Annotated in this window: 16 protein-coding genes; 5 read left to right on the top strand and 11 right to left on the bottom strand. The window is 69.3% G+C overall.

Going from position 1 to position 16,264, the window contains the following annotated elements:
• Nucleotides 1-41: 41 nt before the first annotated feature.
• The 8 genes from EP26_RS03170 to EP26_RS03135 all read right to left on the bottom strand — a co-directional run bounded on the left by EP26_RS03170 (nucleotide 42) and on the right by EP26_RS03135 (nucleotide 8,723).
• Nucleotides 42-1,151, bottom strand: coding sequence for a PP2C family protein-serine/threonine phosphatase (locus EP26_RS03170; RefSeq protein WP_052388745.1), 1,110 nt, complete (start codon nucleotides 1,149-1,151; stop codon nucleotides 42-44).
• Between the two features lie 336 nt (nucleotides 1,152-1,487).
• Nucleotides 1,488-2,474: a GNAT family N-acetyltransferase gene (locus EP26_RS03165; RefSeq protein ID WP_043335761.1), complete on the bottom strand. Its 987-nt coding sequence runs from the start codon at nucleotides 2,472-2,474 to the stop codon at nucleotides 1,488-1,490.
• Nucleotides 2,471-3,673 (bottom strand): pyridoxal phosphate-dependent aminotransferase, encoded by a 1,203-nt coding sequence (locus EP26_RS03160; protein ID WP_043335759.1) that lies wholly within the window; start codon nucleotides 3,671-3,673, stop codon nucleotides 2,471-2,473. Before EP26_RS03160 ends, EP26_RS03165 begins: the two co-directional genes overlap by 4 nt.
• Nucleotides 3,674-3,679: 6 nt before the next feature.
• Nucleotides 3,680-4,882, bottom strand: a complete 1,203-nt coding sequence (locus EP26_RS03155) for a pyridoxal phosphate-dependent aminotransferase (RefSeq protein ID WP_043335757.1) — start codon at nucleotides 4,880-4,882, stop codon at nucleotides 3,680-3,682.
• A gap of 58 nt (nucleotides 4,883-4,940) precedes the next feature.
• Nucleotides 4,941-5,741 carry an ABC transporter permease gene (locus tag EP26_RS03150; RefSeq protein WP_043335755.1) on the bottom strand — a complete coding sequence of 267 codons (801 nt, stop codon included), beginning with the start codon at nucleotides 5,739-5,741 and terminating at the stop codon, nucleotides 4,941-4,943.
• On the bottom strand, nucleotides 5,738-6,589 hold the full coding sequence (locus EP26_RS03145) for an ABC transporter permease (RefSeq protein ID WP_043335752.1): 852 nt from the start codon (nucleotides 6,587-6,589) through the stop codon (nucleotides 5,738-5,740). The genes EP26_RS03150 and EP26_RS03145 overlap by 4 nt, the downstream gene beginning before the upstream one ends.
• On the bottom strand, nucleotides 6,589-7,635 hold the full coding sequence (locus EP26_RS03140; protein WP_084112289.1) for an ABC transporter ATP-binding protein: 1,047 nt from the start codon (nucleotides 7,633-7,635) through the stop codon (nucleotides 6,589-6,591). The genes EP26_RS03145 and EP26_RS03140 overlap by 1 nt, the downstream gene beginning before the upstream one ends.
• Before the next feature lie 2 nt (nucleotides 7,636-7,637).
• Nucleotides 7,638-8,723, bottom strand: a complete 1,086-nt coding sequence (locus EP26_RS03135) for an extracellular solute-binding protein (RefSeq protein ID WP_043335746.1) — start codon at nucleotides 8,721-8,723, stop codon at nucleotides 7,638-7,640.
• Between the two features lie 218 nt (nucleotides 8,724-8,941).
• On the opposite strand from EP26_RS03135, the gene EP26_RS03130 reads away from it, so the two are divergent.
• From EP26_RS03130 to EP26_RS03120, 3 genes are all read left to right on the top strand, one after another.
• The gene (locus EP26_RS03130) at nucleotides 8,942-9,595 is read left to right on the top strand and encodes a hypothetical protein (protein WP_043335743.1); all 654 of its coding nucleotides are present in this window, start codon (nucleotides 8,942-8,944) and stop codon (nucleotides 9,593-9,595) included.
• A 69-nt stretch (nucleotides 9,596-9,664) separates the two neighbouring features.
• Entirely contained in the window at nucleotides 9,665-12,628 is a 2,964-nt protein-coding gene (locus tag EP26_RS03125) for a glycosyl hydrolase family 28-related protein (RefSeq protein WP_043335742.1), read from the top strand.
• A 49-nt stretch (nucleotides 12,629-12,677) separates the two neighbouring features.
• Nucleotides 12,678-13,052 carry a phage tail fiber protein gene (locus tag EP26_RS03120; protein WP_043335740.1) on the top strand — a complete coding sequence of 125 codons (375 nt, stop codon included), beginning with the start codon at nucleotides 12,678-12,680 and terminating at the stop codon, nucleotides 13,050-13,052.
• A gap of 41 nt (nucleotides 13,053-13,093) precedes the next feature.
• On the opposite strand, the gene EP26_RS03115 is transcribed toward EP26_RS03120, so the two are convergent.
• Together EP26_RS03115 and EP26_RS03110 are read right to left on the bottom strand one after the other, a co-directional pair.
• Nucleotides 13,094-13,567 carry a hypothetical protein gene (locus tag EP26_RS03115; RefSeq protein WP_043335738.1) on the bottom strand — a complete coding sequence of 158 codons (474 nt, stop codon included), beginning with the start codon at nucleotides 13,565-13,567 and terminating at the stop codon, nucleotides 13,094-13,096.
• The gene (locus EP26_RS03110) at nucleotides 13,564-14,079 is read right to left on the bottom strand and encodes a hypothetical protein (RefSeq protein ID WP_043336069.1); all 516 of its coding nucleotides are present in this window, start codon (nucleotides 14,077-14,079) and stop codon (nucleotides 13,564-13,566) included. Before EP26_RS03110 ends, EP26_RS03115 begins: the two co-directional genes overlap by 4 nt.
• An 827-nt stretch (nucleotides 14,080-14,906) precedes the next feature.
• Here EP26_RS03110 and EP26_RS34620 point away from each other — a divergent pair.
• Both EP26_RS34620 and EP26_RS03100 read left to right on the top strand, forming a co-directional pair.
• Nucleotides 14,907-15,176, top strand: a complete 270-nt coding sequence (locus EP26_RS34620; RefSeq protein WP_157033393.1) for a hypothetical protein — start codon at nucleotides 14,907-14,909, stop codon at nucleotides 15,174-15,176.
• Between the two features lie 95 nt (nucleotides 15,177-15,271).
• Nucleotides 15,272-16,018: an ImuA family protein gene (locus EP26_RS03100; protein WP_043335734.1), complete on the top strand. Its 747-nt coding sequence runs from the start codon at nucleotides 15,272-15,274 to the stop codon at nucleotides 16,016-16,018.
• Here EP26_RS03100 and EP26_RS03095 read toward each other — a convergent pair.
• On the bottom strand, nucleotides 15,982-16,264 hold a 283-nt coding region (locus tag EP26_RS03095), incomplete at its 5' end, for an integrase core domain-containing protein (protein ID WP_043335731.1). The two genes, EP26_RS03100 and EP26_RS03095, sit on opposite strands and share 37 nt — an antisense overlap.

Below are 16,264 nucleotides of genomic sequence, written 5' to 3'. Positions count from 1 at the left end.
CGGGTCATCCTCGTCATTGTGCGGGTGGCTTCACCGTGTCGTCACGAGAAGTCCAGCGACAGTATGGAGACATCATCCTCGAAAGGACCCGGTCTCGAAAGGGACCTCGCCACTTGCAACAAACGCTCCGCCGCGCCAGCCGCCGGCGGGACGGCAAGCGGCAGATGCGGCAGGAAATCCTCAAGACCGAGCTGGCGGCCGTCAGGCGCCCGGGTCTCGAAGGCGCCGTCGCTGAAGAGCAGCAGCCGGGCTCCGGCGGGCAAGGCCGCGCTGCCGGTGCGAAAGTGGATTCCCGGCATCATCCCGACCGGAGGGTTGCGAGTGGTCAGCGCCTCGGCTGTTACAACGCCAGGCTGGAGCAGGTAGCCGGCATGATGCCCGGCAGCGGAGTAGTCGAGGCGCCGCGCCGCAAGATCGGCGACGCCGTACCAGATGGTGAAGAACAGGCCCCCCTGCTCCTCCATCTGGAAGCTGGAGTTGAGCCCGGCCAGCACCGCGGCCGGGTCGCTCCCGACGCCGGCGCGCAGCATGTTCATCACCGAGACGGCGAGCAGGGCGGAGCCGGCGCCATGCCCCGCCACGTCGAGGATGAAAATGGCGAAGCGCTCCGCATCCAGCCAGCGGTAGCCGAAGGCATCGCCGCCGATACTGGCGGAGGGCAGGAAGCTCCATTCCGCTCGCACCCGTCCTTCCGGGATGGGCGGCGGCAGCAATGCCTGCACGTAGCGGATGGCCCGCTCCATCTCGCGCTCCAGCTCGGCGGCGCGTTCCATCTCGCGCTGGCGGCCACGCTGGTACTGCAGGGCGAAGGGGCCGATGGCGAGCCGCGCCCCGGGCGCCAGCGGAGCGTTGCCCTCGAGCCGCGCGCCATCGAGCCAAGTGCCGTTGGTCGAGCCGAGATCGGTGAGGCTCGCCTCCTCTCCCACCACCGTCAGCACGGCGTGGTTGCGCGAGACCTCGGGTGCCGGCAGCACCAGGTCGTTGCCAACGACCCGGCCGATGCGAAAGGGCGTCGGCCCGAGCGGGATTCGCCGGGTCTCTCCATTCTCCGCAGCCAGGACCAGCACATGCAGCATCGGCTCCGGCGCCTCGGGGAGGCGCGGGCCGCGGCGGATCATGGTTTCCTCGGTATCGGCCGGAGGCGCTGTCATTGGGCTGTCCTCAACCTGATCCCGGACCCTCACCCATCCCGTTCATTGGGGCAATCGTATTATCGGTTTTTACTATACTTGTAACGGTCATGGTGCGAGGACGGATGTCCCGGGACGACCATCTGGCGCAGGCTGGCCGTCACCGGGCGGATGCCGGCTTGAGTGATCGGTGTATGCGCCTGACCACGGCAACGGGACGGGCGGCTAAGGAAATGGTTCGCAGTCACGGTGCCGGGCGAGGCCATCGCCTGCCGCGAGGCGCTGCTGAACCAGTGGAGCGTGCCAACCAGCGAATCCTTGGTCATCCTGGGGCACCAGTCCGGCGAGATCATTCGGTCAGATCTCCTTCCAGAAAATAACGGTGGCATGGGCGGCACCGGTCTCGTCCAGCGCGTAGCCTGGGATGCGCCCGGCCTCCTGCCAGCCGAGGCTGCGGTAAAGCGGCTCCCCGGCATCGCCGGCGAGCGTGTCGAGGACGAGCAGGCGGCGGTGAAGGCGCTGCGCGGTCTGCTCCGCCCGGCGCATCAGCGCGCGGGCGACACCGCGGCGGCGAGCGGCTGGGGCGACCAGCAATTTCGCAAGGTCGGCACGATGCGGCTGGTTCTGCGGCGTGTCGAGATGGAGCTGCACCGTGCCGACGAGGTCGCCATCCAGCCAGGCAGCGAGCAGCACCCGGCGATTGGCGGCGACATCGGCCGCCATCTTCTTCCAGAAACCCCGCGCCACATCGGGCGCGAGCGGCTTGAGGAAGGAGACGCTGGCGCCCTCATCGACACAAGCGACCAAGATCTCGGACAGGCGCCGCTCCGCGCTGGCCGCGGCGGCGGCATCCAAGGCTTCCACCACCAGCCCGGCGGCCGGCTTGGCATAGCGGAATTCAAGGGATTTCGAGATGTCGTCGAGGATGCGAATGGCGCCCTGGCGCAAATAGCCACGCTTCTCGTAGAAGCGGTGAGCCACATCGAAGCGGGTATCGGTCCAGAGTACGAGGCGCTGTGCACCTGCGGCGCGGGCATTCGCTTCGGCCGTATCAAGCAGCCGTTGCGAGAGGCCGGTGCCGCGCTCCGGCACCGCAACATACATCCGGCAGATCTCATAGGCCTGGTCGTTGTTGAGCGGCCTGGTGCCGACCATGCCGACCACACTGCCCTCCCGCTCCGCCGCCCAGAGCGCGCCGCCCGCCTTGGCGAAATAGCTGGCCAGCGCCCGGAGTTCCGGCGCCTCGCGGTCCACGTCGAGGATGCAGTTGGGGAATTCCGCCCAGCAATCGCCGATCAGGCGGATGAAGCCTTCGGCATCCTCGTCCCGGCCGGGGCGGATCATCGCAGGTCCCGGCAAAACTCCTGGATGCGCGTGCAGGCCTCGGTGAGGCTGGCGGTGTCGGTGGCATAGGAGATGCGCATATAGGGGCTCATCCCATAGGCCGTGCCCTGGACGGCTGCGACGCGCTTCTCCTCCAGCAGCGCCGTGACGAAATCGGTATCCGTCCCGATCCTGCGCCCGCCCTTGGTAGTCTTGCCGAGGCAGCCGGCGAGGTTCGGGAAGACGTAGAAGGCGCCCTCCGGCTTGTGGCAGGTGACGCCGGGACAGGCGTTCAGCATTTCCACCACCATGTCGCGGCGCTGGCGATAGACCTCGGCATTGCGCTTGACGAAATCCTGCGGCCCGTCGAGCGCCGCCACGGCCGCCGCCTGGCTGATGGTGGAGACGCCGGCCGTCGCCTGGCCCTGCATGTTGAACATGCCCTTGATGAGCGGGGCCGGACCGCCGCCGAAGCCGACGCGCCAACCGGTCATCGCATAGGTCTTGGAGCAGCCGTTGACCGTCAGCGTGCGGTCCTTCAGCCCCGGCTCCACTGCGGCGATGGTGTGGTACTCGAAGCCGTCATAGAGCAGGTGCTCGTACATGTCGTCGGTCATGACCCAGACATGCGGGTGCCGCATCAGCACGTCGGCGATGGCACGCATCTCGTCGCGCGAGGGCACCGCGCCGGTTGGATTGCCGGGGAAGTTCAGCAGCACCCACTTCGTCTTCGGCGTGATCGCGGCCTCGATGTCCTCGGGCCGCGGCTTGAAGCCGTTGTTCTGCGGGCAGGCGACAGTGACCGGCACGCCGCCGGCAAGCTTCGCCATGTCGGCATAGCTGATCCAGAAGGGCGAAGGGATCACCACCTCATCGCCCGGGTCGAGCGTCGCCATGAAGGCGTTGAAGATCACCTGCTTGCCGCCATTGCCGACGATGATCTCGTCGGCGGCGTAGTCGAGGCCGTTGTCGCGCTTGAACTTGCGCGCGATCGCCGCCTTCAGCGCCGGCGTGCCGCCCTGGGGCGGGTACTTGGTATCGCCGCTGAGCGCCGCCCGATGCGCCGCCTCGATGGCATGCGGCGGGGAGGCGAAGTCCGGCTCCCCATTCGAGAGGCTGATGACCTCGATGCCTTGCCCGCGCAGCTCCCGTGCACGCTGGGTCATGGCGGCGGAGGCGGAGACCTGCACCTCCCGGAGGCGCTGCGCGAGCGATGGCATGGCGGCTTACCTCATCCCTTCGCAGAAGCGGCGGATGCGGGCGCAAGCCTCCTTCAGCACCGCGTCGCTGGTCGCGTAGCTGATGCGGAAGTGGCCCGGATACATGAAGGCCGCGCCATGAACGCAGGCGACGCCCTCCTCCTCCAGCAGCGCCGTGCAGAAATCCTCGTCGCTGGCGATGGCCTTGCCGCCCTTGGTCGTCTTGCCGATGCAGCCCTGCATGCTCGGGAAGACGTAGAAGGCACCCTCCGGCTTGTGGCAATAGAGTCCCGGCGCTGCGTTCAGCTCCTCCACCATCATGTCGCGGCGCCGCTTGTAGGCGGTGCGCATGACATCGATGCTGTCCTGCGGCCCGGTCAGCGCCTCGACGGCCGCCGCCTGGCTGACGCTGCTGGTGTTGGAGGTGGACTGGCTTTGCAGCTTGTCCATCTGCTTGATGAGATGCACGGGTGCCGCAGCATAACCGATGCGCCAGCCGGTCATCGCATAGGCCTTGGAGCAGCCGTTCATCGTCACCGTACGGTCGCGCAGCCGCGGCTCGACCTCGAGAATCGTCGCCGGGCGGAAGCCGTCATAGGCGAGCTTCTCGTAGATGTCGTCAGTGAAGACCCAAACATCCGGGTGGCGCATCAGCACGTCCGTCAGCGCCTTCAGCTCCTCCGCATTGTAGGCGGCTCCGGTCGGGTTGCAGGGATTGTTGAGCAGGAACCACTTGGTCTTCGGGGTGATCGCCGCCTCGAGCTGCTCGGGACGAAGCTTGAAGCCGCTGTTCTGGTCGCAGGCGACGATGACGGGCTTGCCCTCGGCCAGCTCGACGATGTCCGGGTAGCTCACCCAGCAGGGCGCCGGGATGATGGCCTCGTCGCCCGGATTGATGGTGGCGAGCAGCGCGTCGAATATCACCTGCTTGCCGCCGGTGGCGATCAGGATCTCCTCGGGCTTGAAGTCCAGGCCATGGTCGGCCTTGAACCGCTCGCAGACAGCCCTCCGCAGCGCCGGCGTGCCGGCGACATCGGTGTACTTCGTCTCACCACGCTCGATGGCGGCGATCGCCGCATCCTTCACGTTGCGTGGGGTGTCGAAATCGGGCTCGCCCGAAGAGAGGCCGACGATATCCTTCCCCGCCGCCTTCAGCGCCCGGGCCTTGCTGGTCATCGCAATGGTCAGCGAGGGGGAGATGCGGTCGAGGCGGTCGGCAATGAGCTTCATGGGGTCGTGGCCCTGGTTCTGGCGAAGGCGGGGAAACTCCCCCCCCCCCCCCGCCGCTTCAACCCGCGCCATTCGCCCGACGGGCCAAAAACAGTCCCGCCGCCCCAACGAACAGTGCTGCCAGCGCCAGGAACAGTGCCGCCAGCGCGTTCACCTCGGGCGTCAGCCCGACCTTGAGGGCGGAAAAGACCAGCATCGGCAGGGTCGTCCCGGCCGGGCCGGAGACGAAGCTTGCCACCACCACATCGTCGAGCGAGAGGGTGAAGGCCAGCAGCCAGCCCGCGGCAAGACTCGGTGCAATGAGTGGCAGGGTCACGGTGCGGAAGATGGTGAAGGGCTCGGCGCCAAGATCGGCCGCCGCTTCCTCCAAGCTCGGGTCGAGCGCCGCCAGCCGCGCCTGCACGACGACCGCGACATAGGCGAGGCCGATGGTCGCATGGGCGAGCAGGATGGTCGCCGCCCCGCGGCCGGGCGCCCAGCCGAGCCAGGCCTCCACCGCCCCCTGTGCCAGGACGAAGAGCAGCAGCAGGGAGAGCCCCGTCACCACCTCCGGCAGCACCAGCGGTGCGCTGGCCAACGCCCCGAGCAGCGTCCGGCCTCGGAACGGACCGAACCGCGCCAGCGCCCAGCCGGCAAGGCCGCCGAGGAGTGTCGCCAGCGTCGCCGCCCCGGCGGCAATGCGGAGCGAGAGCAAGGCTGCCTCCCGCATCCGCTCATTGGCGGCGAGCGCCGCGAACCAGCGTAGCGAGAACCCGCCCCATTGGAAGGGGATGCGGTCGGCGCTGAAAGCGTAGAGCACCATCAGCAGGATCGGCGCCCAGAGGAAGCCGAGGCCAAGCGCCAGGCCGATCCGCCTCATCCCCGCCTCCCAAGCCGCTGGAAGAGCAGGATGGGCGGCAGCAGCAGCACCAGCATCGCGAGCGCGAGCGCCGCGGCTAGCGGCCAGTCGCGGTTCTGGAAGAACTCGCCCCAGAGCACCCGCCCGACAAGCTGCGCCTCCGGCGGACCGAGCAGTTCGGGAATGACGAACTCTCCCGCCGCCGGGATGAACACCAGCAGGAAGGCCGAAGCCGCCGCCGGCAGCGAGAGCGGCAAGGTGACGCTGCGGAAGACGGTGAAGGGGGTCGCCCCCAGATCGGCCGCCGCCTCCTCCAGCGACCTATCTCGCCGCAGCAGCGCCGTCGCCAGGGGCAGCACGGCGAAGGGCAGGTAGGCGTGGACCATGCCGAGATAGAGCGCTAGGTTGCTATAGAGCAGCCGTAACGGCCCGATCCCGGCGAGGCCGAGCACGCCGTTCGCCCACCCTCCATCCCGCAGCAGCCCGATCCAGGCGCCGAGCCGCGGCAGGAAGCCGGCCCAGAAAGGCAGCAGCACCAGCAACAACAGCGGCAGCCGCCAGGAGGGACGGGCGCCGGCGATGCCGAGGGCCATCGGATAGGCGAGCAGCAGGCACAGCGCCGCCGTGACGAAGGCGGTGAGCAGTGAGCGGAGAAAGGCCTCCAGGTAGTAGGTTTCGCCCAGGAGCGTACCGATGCTCTCGGTACTGCCCCGCCAGACCGGCCCGCCCGCCCAGCCGAACGGTGGGATGAAGGGTGGCACCCCGGGCCCTGCCTCGGCAAAGGCAATGAGGCCGATAATCAGCAGCGGCGCCGCCACCAGCAGCAGCAGCCATGCGAGCGGTGGCAGAAGGATGAGCAGCCGGCGCATCAGGCGCGGAGCGCCACCAGCGCCTCGGCCGGCCAGCCGAGGGCCAGGTGCGATCCCGGCTCGGGTGGCGCCACTCCGGCGGGCAGGGCGACGCGCAGCTCCGTCCCGTCCGGCAGGGCGACCAGCGCCATCCAGCCGTCGCCGCGATAGGCGAGGTCCCGCAGCACCCCGGCCACGCCATTGGCCCCAGGCGGCGCGCCCTCCAGCAGGCGGATGCGCTCCGGCCGCAACGCCACAGCCAGGGTCTCGCCGGGCGCGGCGCCATGCGGCAGGGCCAGGCGGCAGGGCCCCGCCACCATCACGCCGTCCGCGCCGACCTTGCCTTCCAGCACATTGGCCGCGCCGAGGAAGCGGGCGACGAAACGCGTCGCCGGCCGCTCGTAGAGCTCGGCCGGCGGGCCGCATTGAGCAAGGCGACCCGCCTCCAGCACGGCGATGCGGTCGGCCAGCGCCAGCGCCTCCGCTTGGTCATGCGTCACCATGACGAAGCCGGCGCCGATGCGGCGCTGCAGCGCCCGCAGTTCGAGGCCGGTGCGCTCGCGCAACCCCGCATCGAGGGCGGCGAGCGGCTCATCCAGCAGCAGCAGGCGGGGCCGCTTTACCAACGAGCGGACCAGCGCCACCCGCTGCCGCTGCCCGCCGGAGAGCTGATGGGGCTTCCGTCCGGCCATCGCCTCCAGCCCGACCATGGCCAGCGCCTCGCGGACACGCTGCCCGATCTCGGCCGCCGCCATACGCTCGCGCCGCAGCCCATAAGCGACGTTGTCGAAGACCGAGAGATGCGGGAAGAGCGCATAGCTCTGGAACATCATCCCGACCGGCCGCGCATGCGGCGGCAGCCCGGCAAGGTCGCGCCCCTCCAGCAGGATACGCCCCGCATCCGGCGTCTCGAACCCCGCCACCAGCCGCAGCAGCGTCGACTTGCCGGAGCCGGAGCCGCCGAGCAGCGCCAGAAACTCGCCCGGCCGCAGTTCGAGGTCGAGCCCGTCCAGCGCCAGCGCCGCGCCGAAGCGCTTGCTCAACCCCTCGACCGCGAGCAGCGCCAAGCTCAGCGCCCTGCCCGGAAGCGGCTCCAGAGCCGGCTGCGCAGCCGCTCCGCCTGCGGGCCCGGCGTGCCGGGGACGAAACCATGCGCCAGCACCGCATCGGGCGGATAGACATTCGAATCTTCCCGCACCGGCGCGGCGATCAATGGCCGGCTGGCCGGCACTGCGTTCGGGTAGCGCACATGGCTGCTGACGGCAGCGATCACCTCCGGCCGCAGCAGGAAGTCGATGAAGGCATGCGCCGCATCCGGATTCGGCGCATCGGCCGGAATCGCCAGCATATCGAAGAAGAGATGCGGTCCGGCGGCAGGCGCCACATAGCCGATCTCGACGCCGCGCCCCGCCTCGCGCGCCCGCGCCGCGGCTTGGATAACATCGCCGCTATAGGCCAGCGCGACGCAGATCTCGCCCGTCGCCAGCATGTCGAGCAGCGCGCCGGAGCCGGGGATGCCGCGAAGCTGCGGGCGGATGGCGAGCAGCGCCGCCTCCGCCGCCCGCAGATCGCCGGCATCGGCGCTGTCCGGGTCGCGCCCGAGCCAGCGCAGCACGGAGGGCAGCACATCCGTCGCACTGTCCATCACCGCAAGGCCGCAACCGGCGAGTCGCCGCGCATTCTCCGGCTTCAGCAACAGGTCTAGCCCGTCGAGCGCGAGATCGGGCGCGATCGCCCTGATCCGGTCGAGCCGGAGGCCGAGACCCACCGTACCCCAGAGATAGATCGCCCCATGCGCATTGCCGGGATCGGCCCGCCCGGCACGCTCCATCAGCCCCGTGTCAAGATTGCGCCAGTTGGGGATTCTCGCCCGATCGAGCGGCCGCAAGGCGCCGGCGCGGACCAGCCGGGCGAAGCTCGGCTCGCTGGTCGGGACGACCAGGTCGTAGCCGCTGCGCCCGGCGGAAAGCTTTCCTTCCAGCGTCTCCAGGCTGTCATAGACATCGTAGCGGATGCGGATGCCCGTCTCCTGCTGGAAGCGCTGCACTACGTCAGGGTCGATGTAGTCGGTCCAGTTGTAGACATTCAGCACCGTCTGCGCCTGGGCCAATGCAGGGGCCAGCAGCAGGGCGGCAATCAGGGCAAAGTGGCGCATCCGGCCTCCGGCAGGGTTCGGGCGGTGCGCAGACTAGGGCCAAAGCCACATTTATCGAACTAGGACGTTTTTCCTTGACGAGAAGAGAATATTCCGGTACTCCAGCCCTCGCCGACGGCCGAACTGCGCCCGGCGCTCCCCCAGCCCTTCCCCGCGCCCCTCCCCCTCCCGGAAGCCCCCTTCCCGGGAGGCGCGGCGCCCGTTGAACGGAGACTTCCGTGCCCTTCAGCTCGGCCAATCTCGCAGCCCTCATCCAGGGCAACAACTTCACCCTCTGGCAGTACCGCACCCCCGACAGCCGCGCCGCCGTCACTGCGGCAGGCTATTTCGCCGCAGTCGCCGGCAGCCTCAAGCCAGGCGACCTGATGGTGCTGCAGACTGCCGACTCGATGGCGCTGCTGCCGATCCGCAGCGGCCCGGTGCTCGGCACTGGCCTCACGCTCGACGGCGCGGTCGGCCCGATCAACACGGTGCGCAGCGTCGCCCAGCGCTTCGGCTTCGGCCAGGCAGCGGCAGCGGTGGTGCGCACCATCATCCTCGCCCCCTTCGCCGCCGGCATCGTCGCCGGCACCACCATCCCGGTCTCTGCGACTGTGATCGGCCCGATCAGCCAAGTCGTCTTCAGCCTCCGCGACGGCAGCGGCGCCATCGTACCGCCGGTGCAGGTGGTGCCGGTGGTCAGCGGCGGCGCCTCGGCCAGCTTCTCGACGCCAGCGATCGGCTCCGGCTACCGCATCCGCATCGAGGATGCGGCGGACCCGGCGCTCGGCGTGCTCTCCCGCAGCTTCAATGTCGGCCCCGACCTGAAGCTGATCCTAGTCGAGAGCGACGGCCGCCTGCTGAACGAAGCCGGCAACGTGCTGAAGCAGTAGCCGCCTCGCTCGCCTCCCTTTCCCCACACGCAGGCGGCCTTCCCACCTGCCCATCCGGACCGGAGCCCGATGCCCGACGCAAGGATCAGCGAGCTGCCCGCGGCCAGCGCCCTCGGCGATACCGACATCGCCCCGCTGGTGCAGACAAGCGGCAGCACCACCGAGACCCGGCGCGCCACCCTCGCACAGTTGCGCGGCGCGGTACTCACCGACCGCGGCGCGCATGTGCGCGACTACGGCGCCAAGGGAGACGGCAACGCCGATGACGGCCCCGCTTTCCAGGCCGCCATCGACGACCTGAAGACGAAAGGCGGCGGCACGCTCTTTCTCGGCCCGAAGATCTACCGCATCGCCTCGCCGGTGGTGCTGAACGGCGCCACCATTCGCCTCCAGGGCGCCGGCTTCACCGAGGGACCCGGCGGCGGCCAGGGCACCTGGCTGCGCATCAACACCACGGGCTTCACCCCCTTCACCTTCACCGGCGTCAACAGCCGCGGCGCCGGGCTGCGCGACATTGCCGTGCAGCAGACGCACAGCGCGGCGCAAGTGAGCGGCTGGGCGCCGGCCGCCTATGACTACGTCTTCCGCATCGAGGACTGCCTCGGCGGCATCGATTTCGACAATGTCTTCCTCTGCAACGTCAACAAGGGAATCTATTGCCGCAACTCCGGCCGGCTCGACATCCGCCGGCTACGCGGCCAAGTGCTGACGACGGGCATCGAGATCGACCAGTGCTACGACATCCCGCGCATCCATAGCGTCCATTTCTGGACGTTCTGGACCTCCAACGCCTTCGTCCTCGCCTGGCAGCAGGCCAATGCGGATGCCATGATCTTCCGCCGCAGCGACGGCGTCTTCATCGACCAGGCCTTCGCCCTCGGCTACCGCAGCATGTTCCGCTTCGGCAGCTCGGAGAGCGGCGTGACGACGAAGTTCTACATCGGCCAGGCCTATGCGGATTTCGTGAGGTACGGGCTCTGGGTGGAGGGCTCCGGCACCGACGGCCAGGTCGCCAATTTCACCTCGCACAACGAGATCTTCAACGCCGCTGGGGCGCCCCTGCCAGGCTCGGCGGCGATCCAGGTGGATGGTTCGAACACCCGCGTGCAGATCGGCAACCTTCGCGCCGACGCGGTGGAAGACAGCCCGATCCGCGTGGGCGGCACGGGCAACAGGCTCGATATCTTCTCGCTTCGCTGTACCCGCTTCAACACGCGGAACAACGGCGCGGCGGCGATCCATATCGCCGATAGCGGCGCGGCGCCGCCAAACGCCATCTACCTCGGCACCCCGCCGCTGCTCGAGGATGGCGGGCTCGTCGTCAACGCCGGGACCAACGCGGTGCTCGCCAGCGGTACCCCCGCAGGCCAGGCAGCGCGGCCCGGGCTCGCGGTCGGCAGCGTCGATACCGGGCTCTTCCTTCCCACAAGCGGCACCCTCGCCGCCTCCGCCGGCGGCGCCGAGGTATTGCGGGCGACGTCCACCGGCAACCTCACCCTCGGCGGCGCCCCCGGCGGCCATGCGCTGGAGGTGGCGACGCCGGTTGGCACGGTGAACCGCCTGCTGGTTGGCGGCGGCACCACCGGCAGCACCGTCACGGCCCAGGCCCAGGGCGCGGATGCCATTGTCGGCCTCCAGCTCGCTGCCAAGGGCACCGGTACGGTGGCGCTGCAGGCCAATGGCGCGACGGCGCTCGCCATCGGCAATACGACGACCCCGGCGGTGAACTGGCTGCGCGTCGATGGCGGCATCGCCGGCAGCGCAGTGACGCTCTCGGCCCAGGGCAACGATGCGGCCATCGGCATCACCTTGACGCCGAAGGGCGCCGCCTTCGTGCGGGCGACGACGCCAGCAAGCACGGACAACTCGACGGCTCTCGCCACCACCGCCTTCGTCAAGGCGCAGAACTACGCGGTGGCCGGGGCGGTGGCGAGCGTCGCCGATGGCACCGCCGCGGCCCCCGGCCTCGGCTTCGCCGGCGCTGCGGCGACCGGCCTTTCCCGCGCCTCGACAGGCGGGCTGTCGCTCTCGGTCAACGGGTTGGAGACGGTGCGGATTGCGCCTGTGGCCAGCGCGGTGAACCGGATCGGCCTTTATGGCAGCACGACCGGCGCGTCGGCGGCGTTGCTGGCCGAGGGGAGCGACACCAATATCGGGCTGGTGCTGGGGCCGAAGGGCAGCGGCGCCCTCAGCGGTATGATGCCCGACAACACCGCGACCGGCGGCAATGCGCGCGGCGCCAATGCCGTGGACTGGCAGACCAGCAGAACTTCCGCAGCCCAGGTTGCTAGCGGCTTCCGTGCCACCATCGCCGGCGGAGGCGGCAATACCGCCTCGGGGCAGGAAGCCGCCGTTGTCGGCGGAACCGGCAATGCGGCAACCGGCATCCTCTGCTTTGTCGGCGGCGGAATCGGCAACTCCGCGAGCGGCAACCGCATCTCCATCGCAGGCGGCGACTCGAACACCGGCGATGGGCTCTATGGCTGGATTCCCGGCGGCGCCAATGCCAGCCTGCGCGGCACTCTCGGCCGGGGTGCTTGGGCGTCCGGGCGCTTCGCCTTGACGGGCGACGCCCAGGCCGGCGAGTTCGTGCTGCGCCGGCAGACCAGCGATGCCAATGCCGCCCGGCTCACGGCCGATGCCAGCGCGCCCGGTGCGACGAATACCGTCAACCTGCCGAACAACGGCAGCTACCGGCTGAAGCTGCTGGTCATCGCTCGCCAAGGCGGCGGCACCGCGGGCACAGCGGGCGACACGGCAAGCTGGGAGGCGAGCCTGCTCATCCGCCGCGGCGCTACGGCGGCGGCGACGGTGCTGGTCGGCGGCGTCGCTCTCGGCAGCGGGCCGGCGCTCACCGCCATCACCGCCGGCACCGGCTTCGTCCCTGGGATCAACGACAGCGGCGCCGCCGCCTGGCGGCTGACCCTCGACGCCGACACCACCAATGGCGGCCTTGCCATCAGCGGCACCGGCGAGGCGGGCAAGACCATCAACTGGGTCGCCCGCCTGCTCTCGGTCGAGGCCGTCGGCTGAGGTCAGCGCGCATCACCCGTCCCTCTCCCCTACCCCCAAGGAGCATCCCATGGCTGACCTGACCGATTACGCGAAGAACCTGCTCGGCCGCGCGCTCTGCGCCCGCAGCCCGGCCCTGCCGAGCCAGGTCTTTCTCGGCCTAGGCACCGGCGGCAGCGACCCGACCGGCCTCACCGGTGAGCCGGTGGGTAATGGCTATGCCCGCCAGAAGGTGACCTTCAGCGGCACCGGCGCGCAGCAGAACACCGACGCCATCCGCTTCACCTTCACCGCCGCGGCCGGCACGCTGACCCATGTCGGCTTGTTCGATGCGGCGAGCGGCGGCAACCCGCTCACCTGGTCGGCGCTGGCGAGCGCTGCGGCGGTGACCGGGGCGGGAACGGTGACGATCAACGCCGCCGGGCTGGTACTGACACCGAACTGAGCCGCATCCCAAGGGACGTCGCCGCAGCGGCGTCCCTCTTCCTATTGCAGGCTGCCCCAGCGCGGCACAGCAGGCTCCGCCGCCGCCCATTTCCAGTTCTCCCCCTGGCGGCAGGCAGTGGTGAGGAACCAGTGCCGCGCGCCATCCTCCTCCACCGAGAACAGCGCCTCGCGGCAGGGCGCGAGGGCATTGTCGATCTCCCGTACCAGCCGCACCTCGCCCTCCTCATTGCCCAGCGGGACGGTATGGCGGATGCGCCAGCGCCGCACCTCGCCTGGGGCGAGGGTGCCGATCACCGCCGCCACCTCGTCCTGTTCCGCACCTTGCCGGCTTCGCACCACATAGCGGATACCGGCGGCGGTCGCCGCACGCACGCCGATGCCGACGCCGATCGCGAGCGCCGGGTTGCCACTGGCCAGCGCCGCGCCGCCACCGGCGACCGCCCCCGCCACATCCGCTACTTGGTTGCAACCGGCGAGCGCCAGCGGCAGCAGCACCAGCGCCAAGCGCCTCATTGCAGCGAGCCCCAGCGCGCCGTCGCCGGCTCTGCACTGGCCCAGCGCCAAGCTTCGCCGTCTCGGCAGATGGTGGCGGTGTAGAAACCGCGCTCCCGCTTCCGGTCGACCGAGAAGACGATTTCCTTACATTCGAGCCCGCCGGCCCCGATCAATCGCGCGACCGTCACCTCGCCCGCCTCGTCGGGCTCGATCGGCAATGTATGGCGGATGGACCATTGTGCCACGCCGCCGACCGGCAAGGACCCGGCAGCATGGGCGATACTGTCCTGCGCCACCCCATGCGCCCGCCGCTGCGCATACTGCAGCCCCGCCCGCCCAACCGCCTGGACACCGAGGCCTATCGCGGTGGTCGCCGCCGCATTGGCGCCGATTGCATCCGATACGCCGGCCCCGGTGACGCCGGCCGCGGTGCTGGCACTTTCGGCGACCAGGGCGGCACAACCTGGCAATCCAGTCATCAATGCGAGGAGGAGGACGAGGTGGGCGGCGCGGCAAAGCGAGGCTGGCATGCCGATGGCATGACGCGCCCTGGCCAAGCCGGCAAGCGGCAAAGGTATACGTTTTCGTGGGCAGTTGTTGCTTCAGGAGGTGATCGCCCAGCCGGTCGCCATCCCGGCCCGGCCGGCCATGCCCAAACCCGTACAAGACCGGGACCTTTATGCAAGCTCCGCGCATCCGCCCGACTCTGGCTCTCACCGCCACCGGCCCTCGCCGGTGAGGAGGTCCAGTTCGAGGGCACGGCCTTCGAAGCTCCTTAAAGGCGGGCGACCAATGCGAAGACCTAGCCAAGCATCTGGCAGGCCGAACGCCGTCTCGACGAGAGATGTGCCCGCGGCACAGCCCTGATCCAGATGGCCGACCCCATCCCGGCCTTCAAAGTATATTTCGGTATTGCCATAAATTGTCTCGCCGTATGTATGACCGCCGCCGACTACTGCACCCGCCAGGAGGCGCGGTGCTGCATGAGGGGCAACGACATCTCCATCGGCATCGAGACGATGCACATCAGCGGTGGATGTTGCTACGCCGTCCTCATGCTGGTCGGCACGTCCGGGCGGAGTCGCTTCGCGTCGGCAGCGCGTTGTGCTCGGCCATTCATCCAGCGGCGGGCCAGAAGCAGCTCATGATGACCAGCCCATCGAGTGGTCCGGGCGGATTTTTAGTGGATCACCTCAGGTTTGGAACCGGGTGCCTTTCTCCCAAGGCACGCGACCTACTTTGAAGGTTACTAGCAGTCCAACATGTCAGGTGCATGACACGGCCTTCCTCGGCAGGGGCGACCCGCTTCGACAAATTTGTTCTTGATTCGTTCGCGCCATCCAGCCAACGTCGGAGCATGGAGTCGCAGAACCCGCCCCCGCCCGATCCGTCCGACACTCCCGCCGAGCGCGCGAGTGGGTTTAATGCTCCCCTGCTATTGGTCGATCAGGCGGAGCTCGCTTCTGCGCTGGCCTACGGGCTGCGCTTCGACGAGCGCGGCAAACCCCGCCGCGGCGCCGCCTGGGAGATGGCAGCCACTCTGCTGGCCGAGCAGCTCGTGGCTCAGCTCGAGCGAGCGAACTTCGTCGTCCTCAAGCGTCCCCCTCATCCGCCACACACCACCTGAGGGCAGACCGGCGACTGCCGGGAGACGGACCACGACGATACGGATGCCGGCTCATGCCTTCAGCCCCCTCGGATATTCCGTTGGACCAAGCTGCCATGTTGGCAGCCCTGCGAGCCCGCGTGGCGCGGCTCGAGGGCAGCATCCGTGACCGGCACAGCCACGACGCCATCCCGATCTGCGACGGGCTGCCCGGTGACGGCCTGGCGCGGGCCGCGGTGCACGATGTACTGGCCAGCTCGCCCGGTTGTGGCGCTGCCTTGTGCGCCCTGCTGCTGGCCCGCACCGGTGGCACTGTCCTTTGGATCGCGCTCGAGCAGGATGGGCTGCTGGCTTGGCCGCCGGGGTTGGCACGCTTCGGCCTGACACCGGCCAAGCTGGTACTGGCCCGGACCAGTCGCTCGGCCGACGCGCTCTGGGCGATGGAGGAGGCGCTGCGGTGTCCAGCCGTGAGCGGAGCCGTGTTGGCCCTACCACTAGAACACACGATAGGTCATCATCCGCTGCATTTGACGGCCACACGCCGGCTGCAGCTGGCCGCGGAGGCGGGTGGCGCCCTCGGCCTGCTGCTAAGGCCGGATGACGGCAGCGTCACCCCCAGCGCCACCAGCACCCGCTGGCGGATCAGTGCCCACCCAGCCGAGGCAGAGGCGAGGCTGGATGCAGAGTGCTGGCAGCTGGAGTTGCTGCGCACCAAGATCGGCCGTCCCGGCGGGCCTTGGGCTGTGACCTGGAACGCCGCCGCAGGGCAGTTGGTACTGGCCGCGACTGTAGTGCGCCCGGATGCTGAGACAGTCGGCTGCGCTAATCAGGCGGCCAAAGGTAAAGCGGCCTGCGGGCCTTGAGCAAGGCGGCGTTGCTCGGCGCGGATTTGGTTCGGGGTGCGGTAGCCGTGCCTGGCGACGAGCCAAGTGGCGTTGTAGTGGGCGACGAAATCCTGCAGCCCGCACCGCAGCTGTTCGATGGTGTCGAAGGTATGCACCCAGAGGAAGTTCTCTTTTAGGGTACGGATAAAGCGCTCGGCGACGCCGTTGCCCTCGGGCTGGCGGACGAAAGAGGGCGAGCTCTCGATGCCGAGGAAGGCGATCTCG

This window comes from Belnapia moabensis DSM 16746 (assembly GCF_000745835.1).
GTDB classification, from domain to species: domain Bacteria; phylum Pseudomonadota; class Alphaproteobacteria; order Acetobacterales; family Acetobacteraceae; genus Belnapia; species Belnapia moabensis.
Note: the sequence above shows the minus strand (reverse complement) of the source record. Positions and strands in the feature narration are given on the sequence as shown.

What these genes read in the sequence shown, in the direction of transcription:
- EP26_RS03120 (WP_043335740.1), top strand. Translation starts at nt 12,678, where the DNA reads ATGGCTGACCTGACCGATTACGCGAAGAACCTGCTCGGCCGCGCGCTC.
- EP26_RS03150 (WP_043335755.1), bottom strand. Translation starts at nt 5,741, where the DNA reads ATGAGGCGGATCGGCCTGGCGCTTGGCCTCGGCTTCCTCTGGGCGCCG.
- EP26_RS34620 (WP_157033393.1), top strand. Translation starts at nt 14,907, where the DNA reads ATGGAGTCGCAGAACCCGCCCCCGCCCGATCCGTCCGACACTCCCGCC.
- EP26_RS03170 (WP_052388745.1), bottom strand. Translation starts at nt 1,151, where the DNA reads ATGACAGCGCCTCCGGCCGATACCGAGGAAACCATGATCCGCCGCGGC.
- EP26_RS03165 (WP_043335761.1), bottom strand. Translation starts at nt 2,474, where the DNA reads ATGATCCGCCCCGGCCGGGACGAGGATGCCGAAGGCTTCATCCGCCTG.
- EP26_RS03110 (WP_043336069.1), bottom strand. Translation starts at nt 14,079, where the DNA reads ATGCCAGCCTCGCTTTGCCGCGCCGCCCACCTCGTCCTCCTCCTCGCA.
- EP26_RS03160 (WP_043335759.1), bottom strand. Translation starts at nt 3,673, where the DNA reads ATGCCATCGCTCGCGCAGCGCCTCCGGGAGGTGCAGGTCTCCGCCTCC.
- EP26_RS03125 (WP_043335742.1), top strand. Translation starts at nt 9,665, where the DNA reads ATGCCCGACGCAAGGATCAGCGAGCTGCCCGCGGCCAGCGCCCTCGGC.
- EP26_RS03115 (WP_043335738.1), bottom strand. Translation starts at nt 13,567, where the DNA reads ATGAGGCGCTTGGCGCTGGTGCTGCTGCCGCTGGCGCTCGCCGGTTGC.
- EP26_RS03135 (WP_043335746.1), bottom strand. Translation starts at nt 8,723, where the DNA reads ATGCGCCACTTTGCCCTGATTGCCGCCCTGCTGCTGGCCCCTGCATTG.
- EP26_RS03100 (WP_043335734.1), top strand. Translation starts at nt 15,272, where the DNA reads ATGTTGGCAGCCCTGCGAGCCCGCGTGGCGCGGCTCGAGGGCAGCATC.
- EP26_RS03145 (WP_043335752.1), bottom strand. Translation starts at nt 6,589, where the DNA reads ATGCGCCGGCTGCTCATCCTTCTGCCACCGCTCGCATGGCTGCTGCTG.
- EP26_RS03155 (WP_043335757.1), bottom strand. Translation starts at nt 4,882, where the DNA reads ATGAAGCTCATTGCCGACCGCCTCGACCGCATCTCCCCCTCGCTGACC.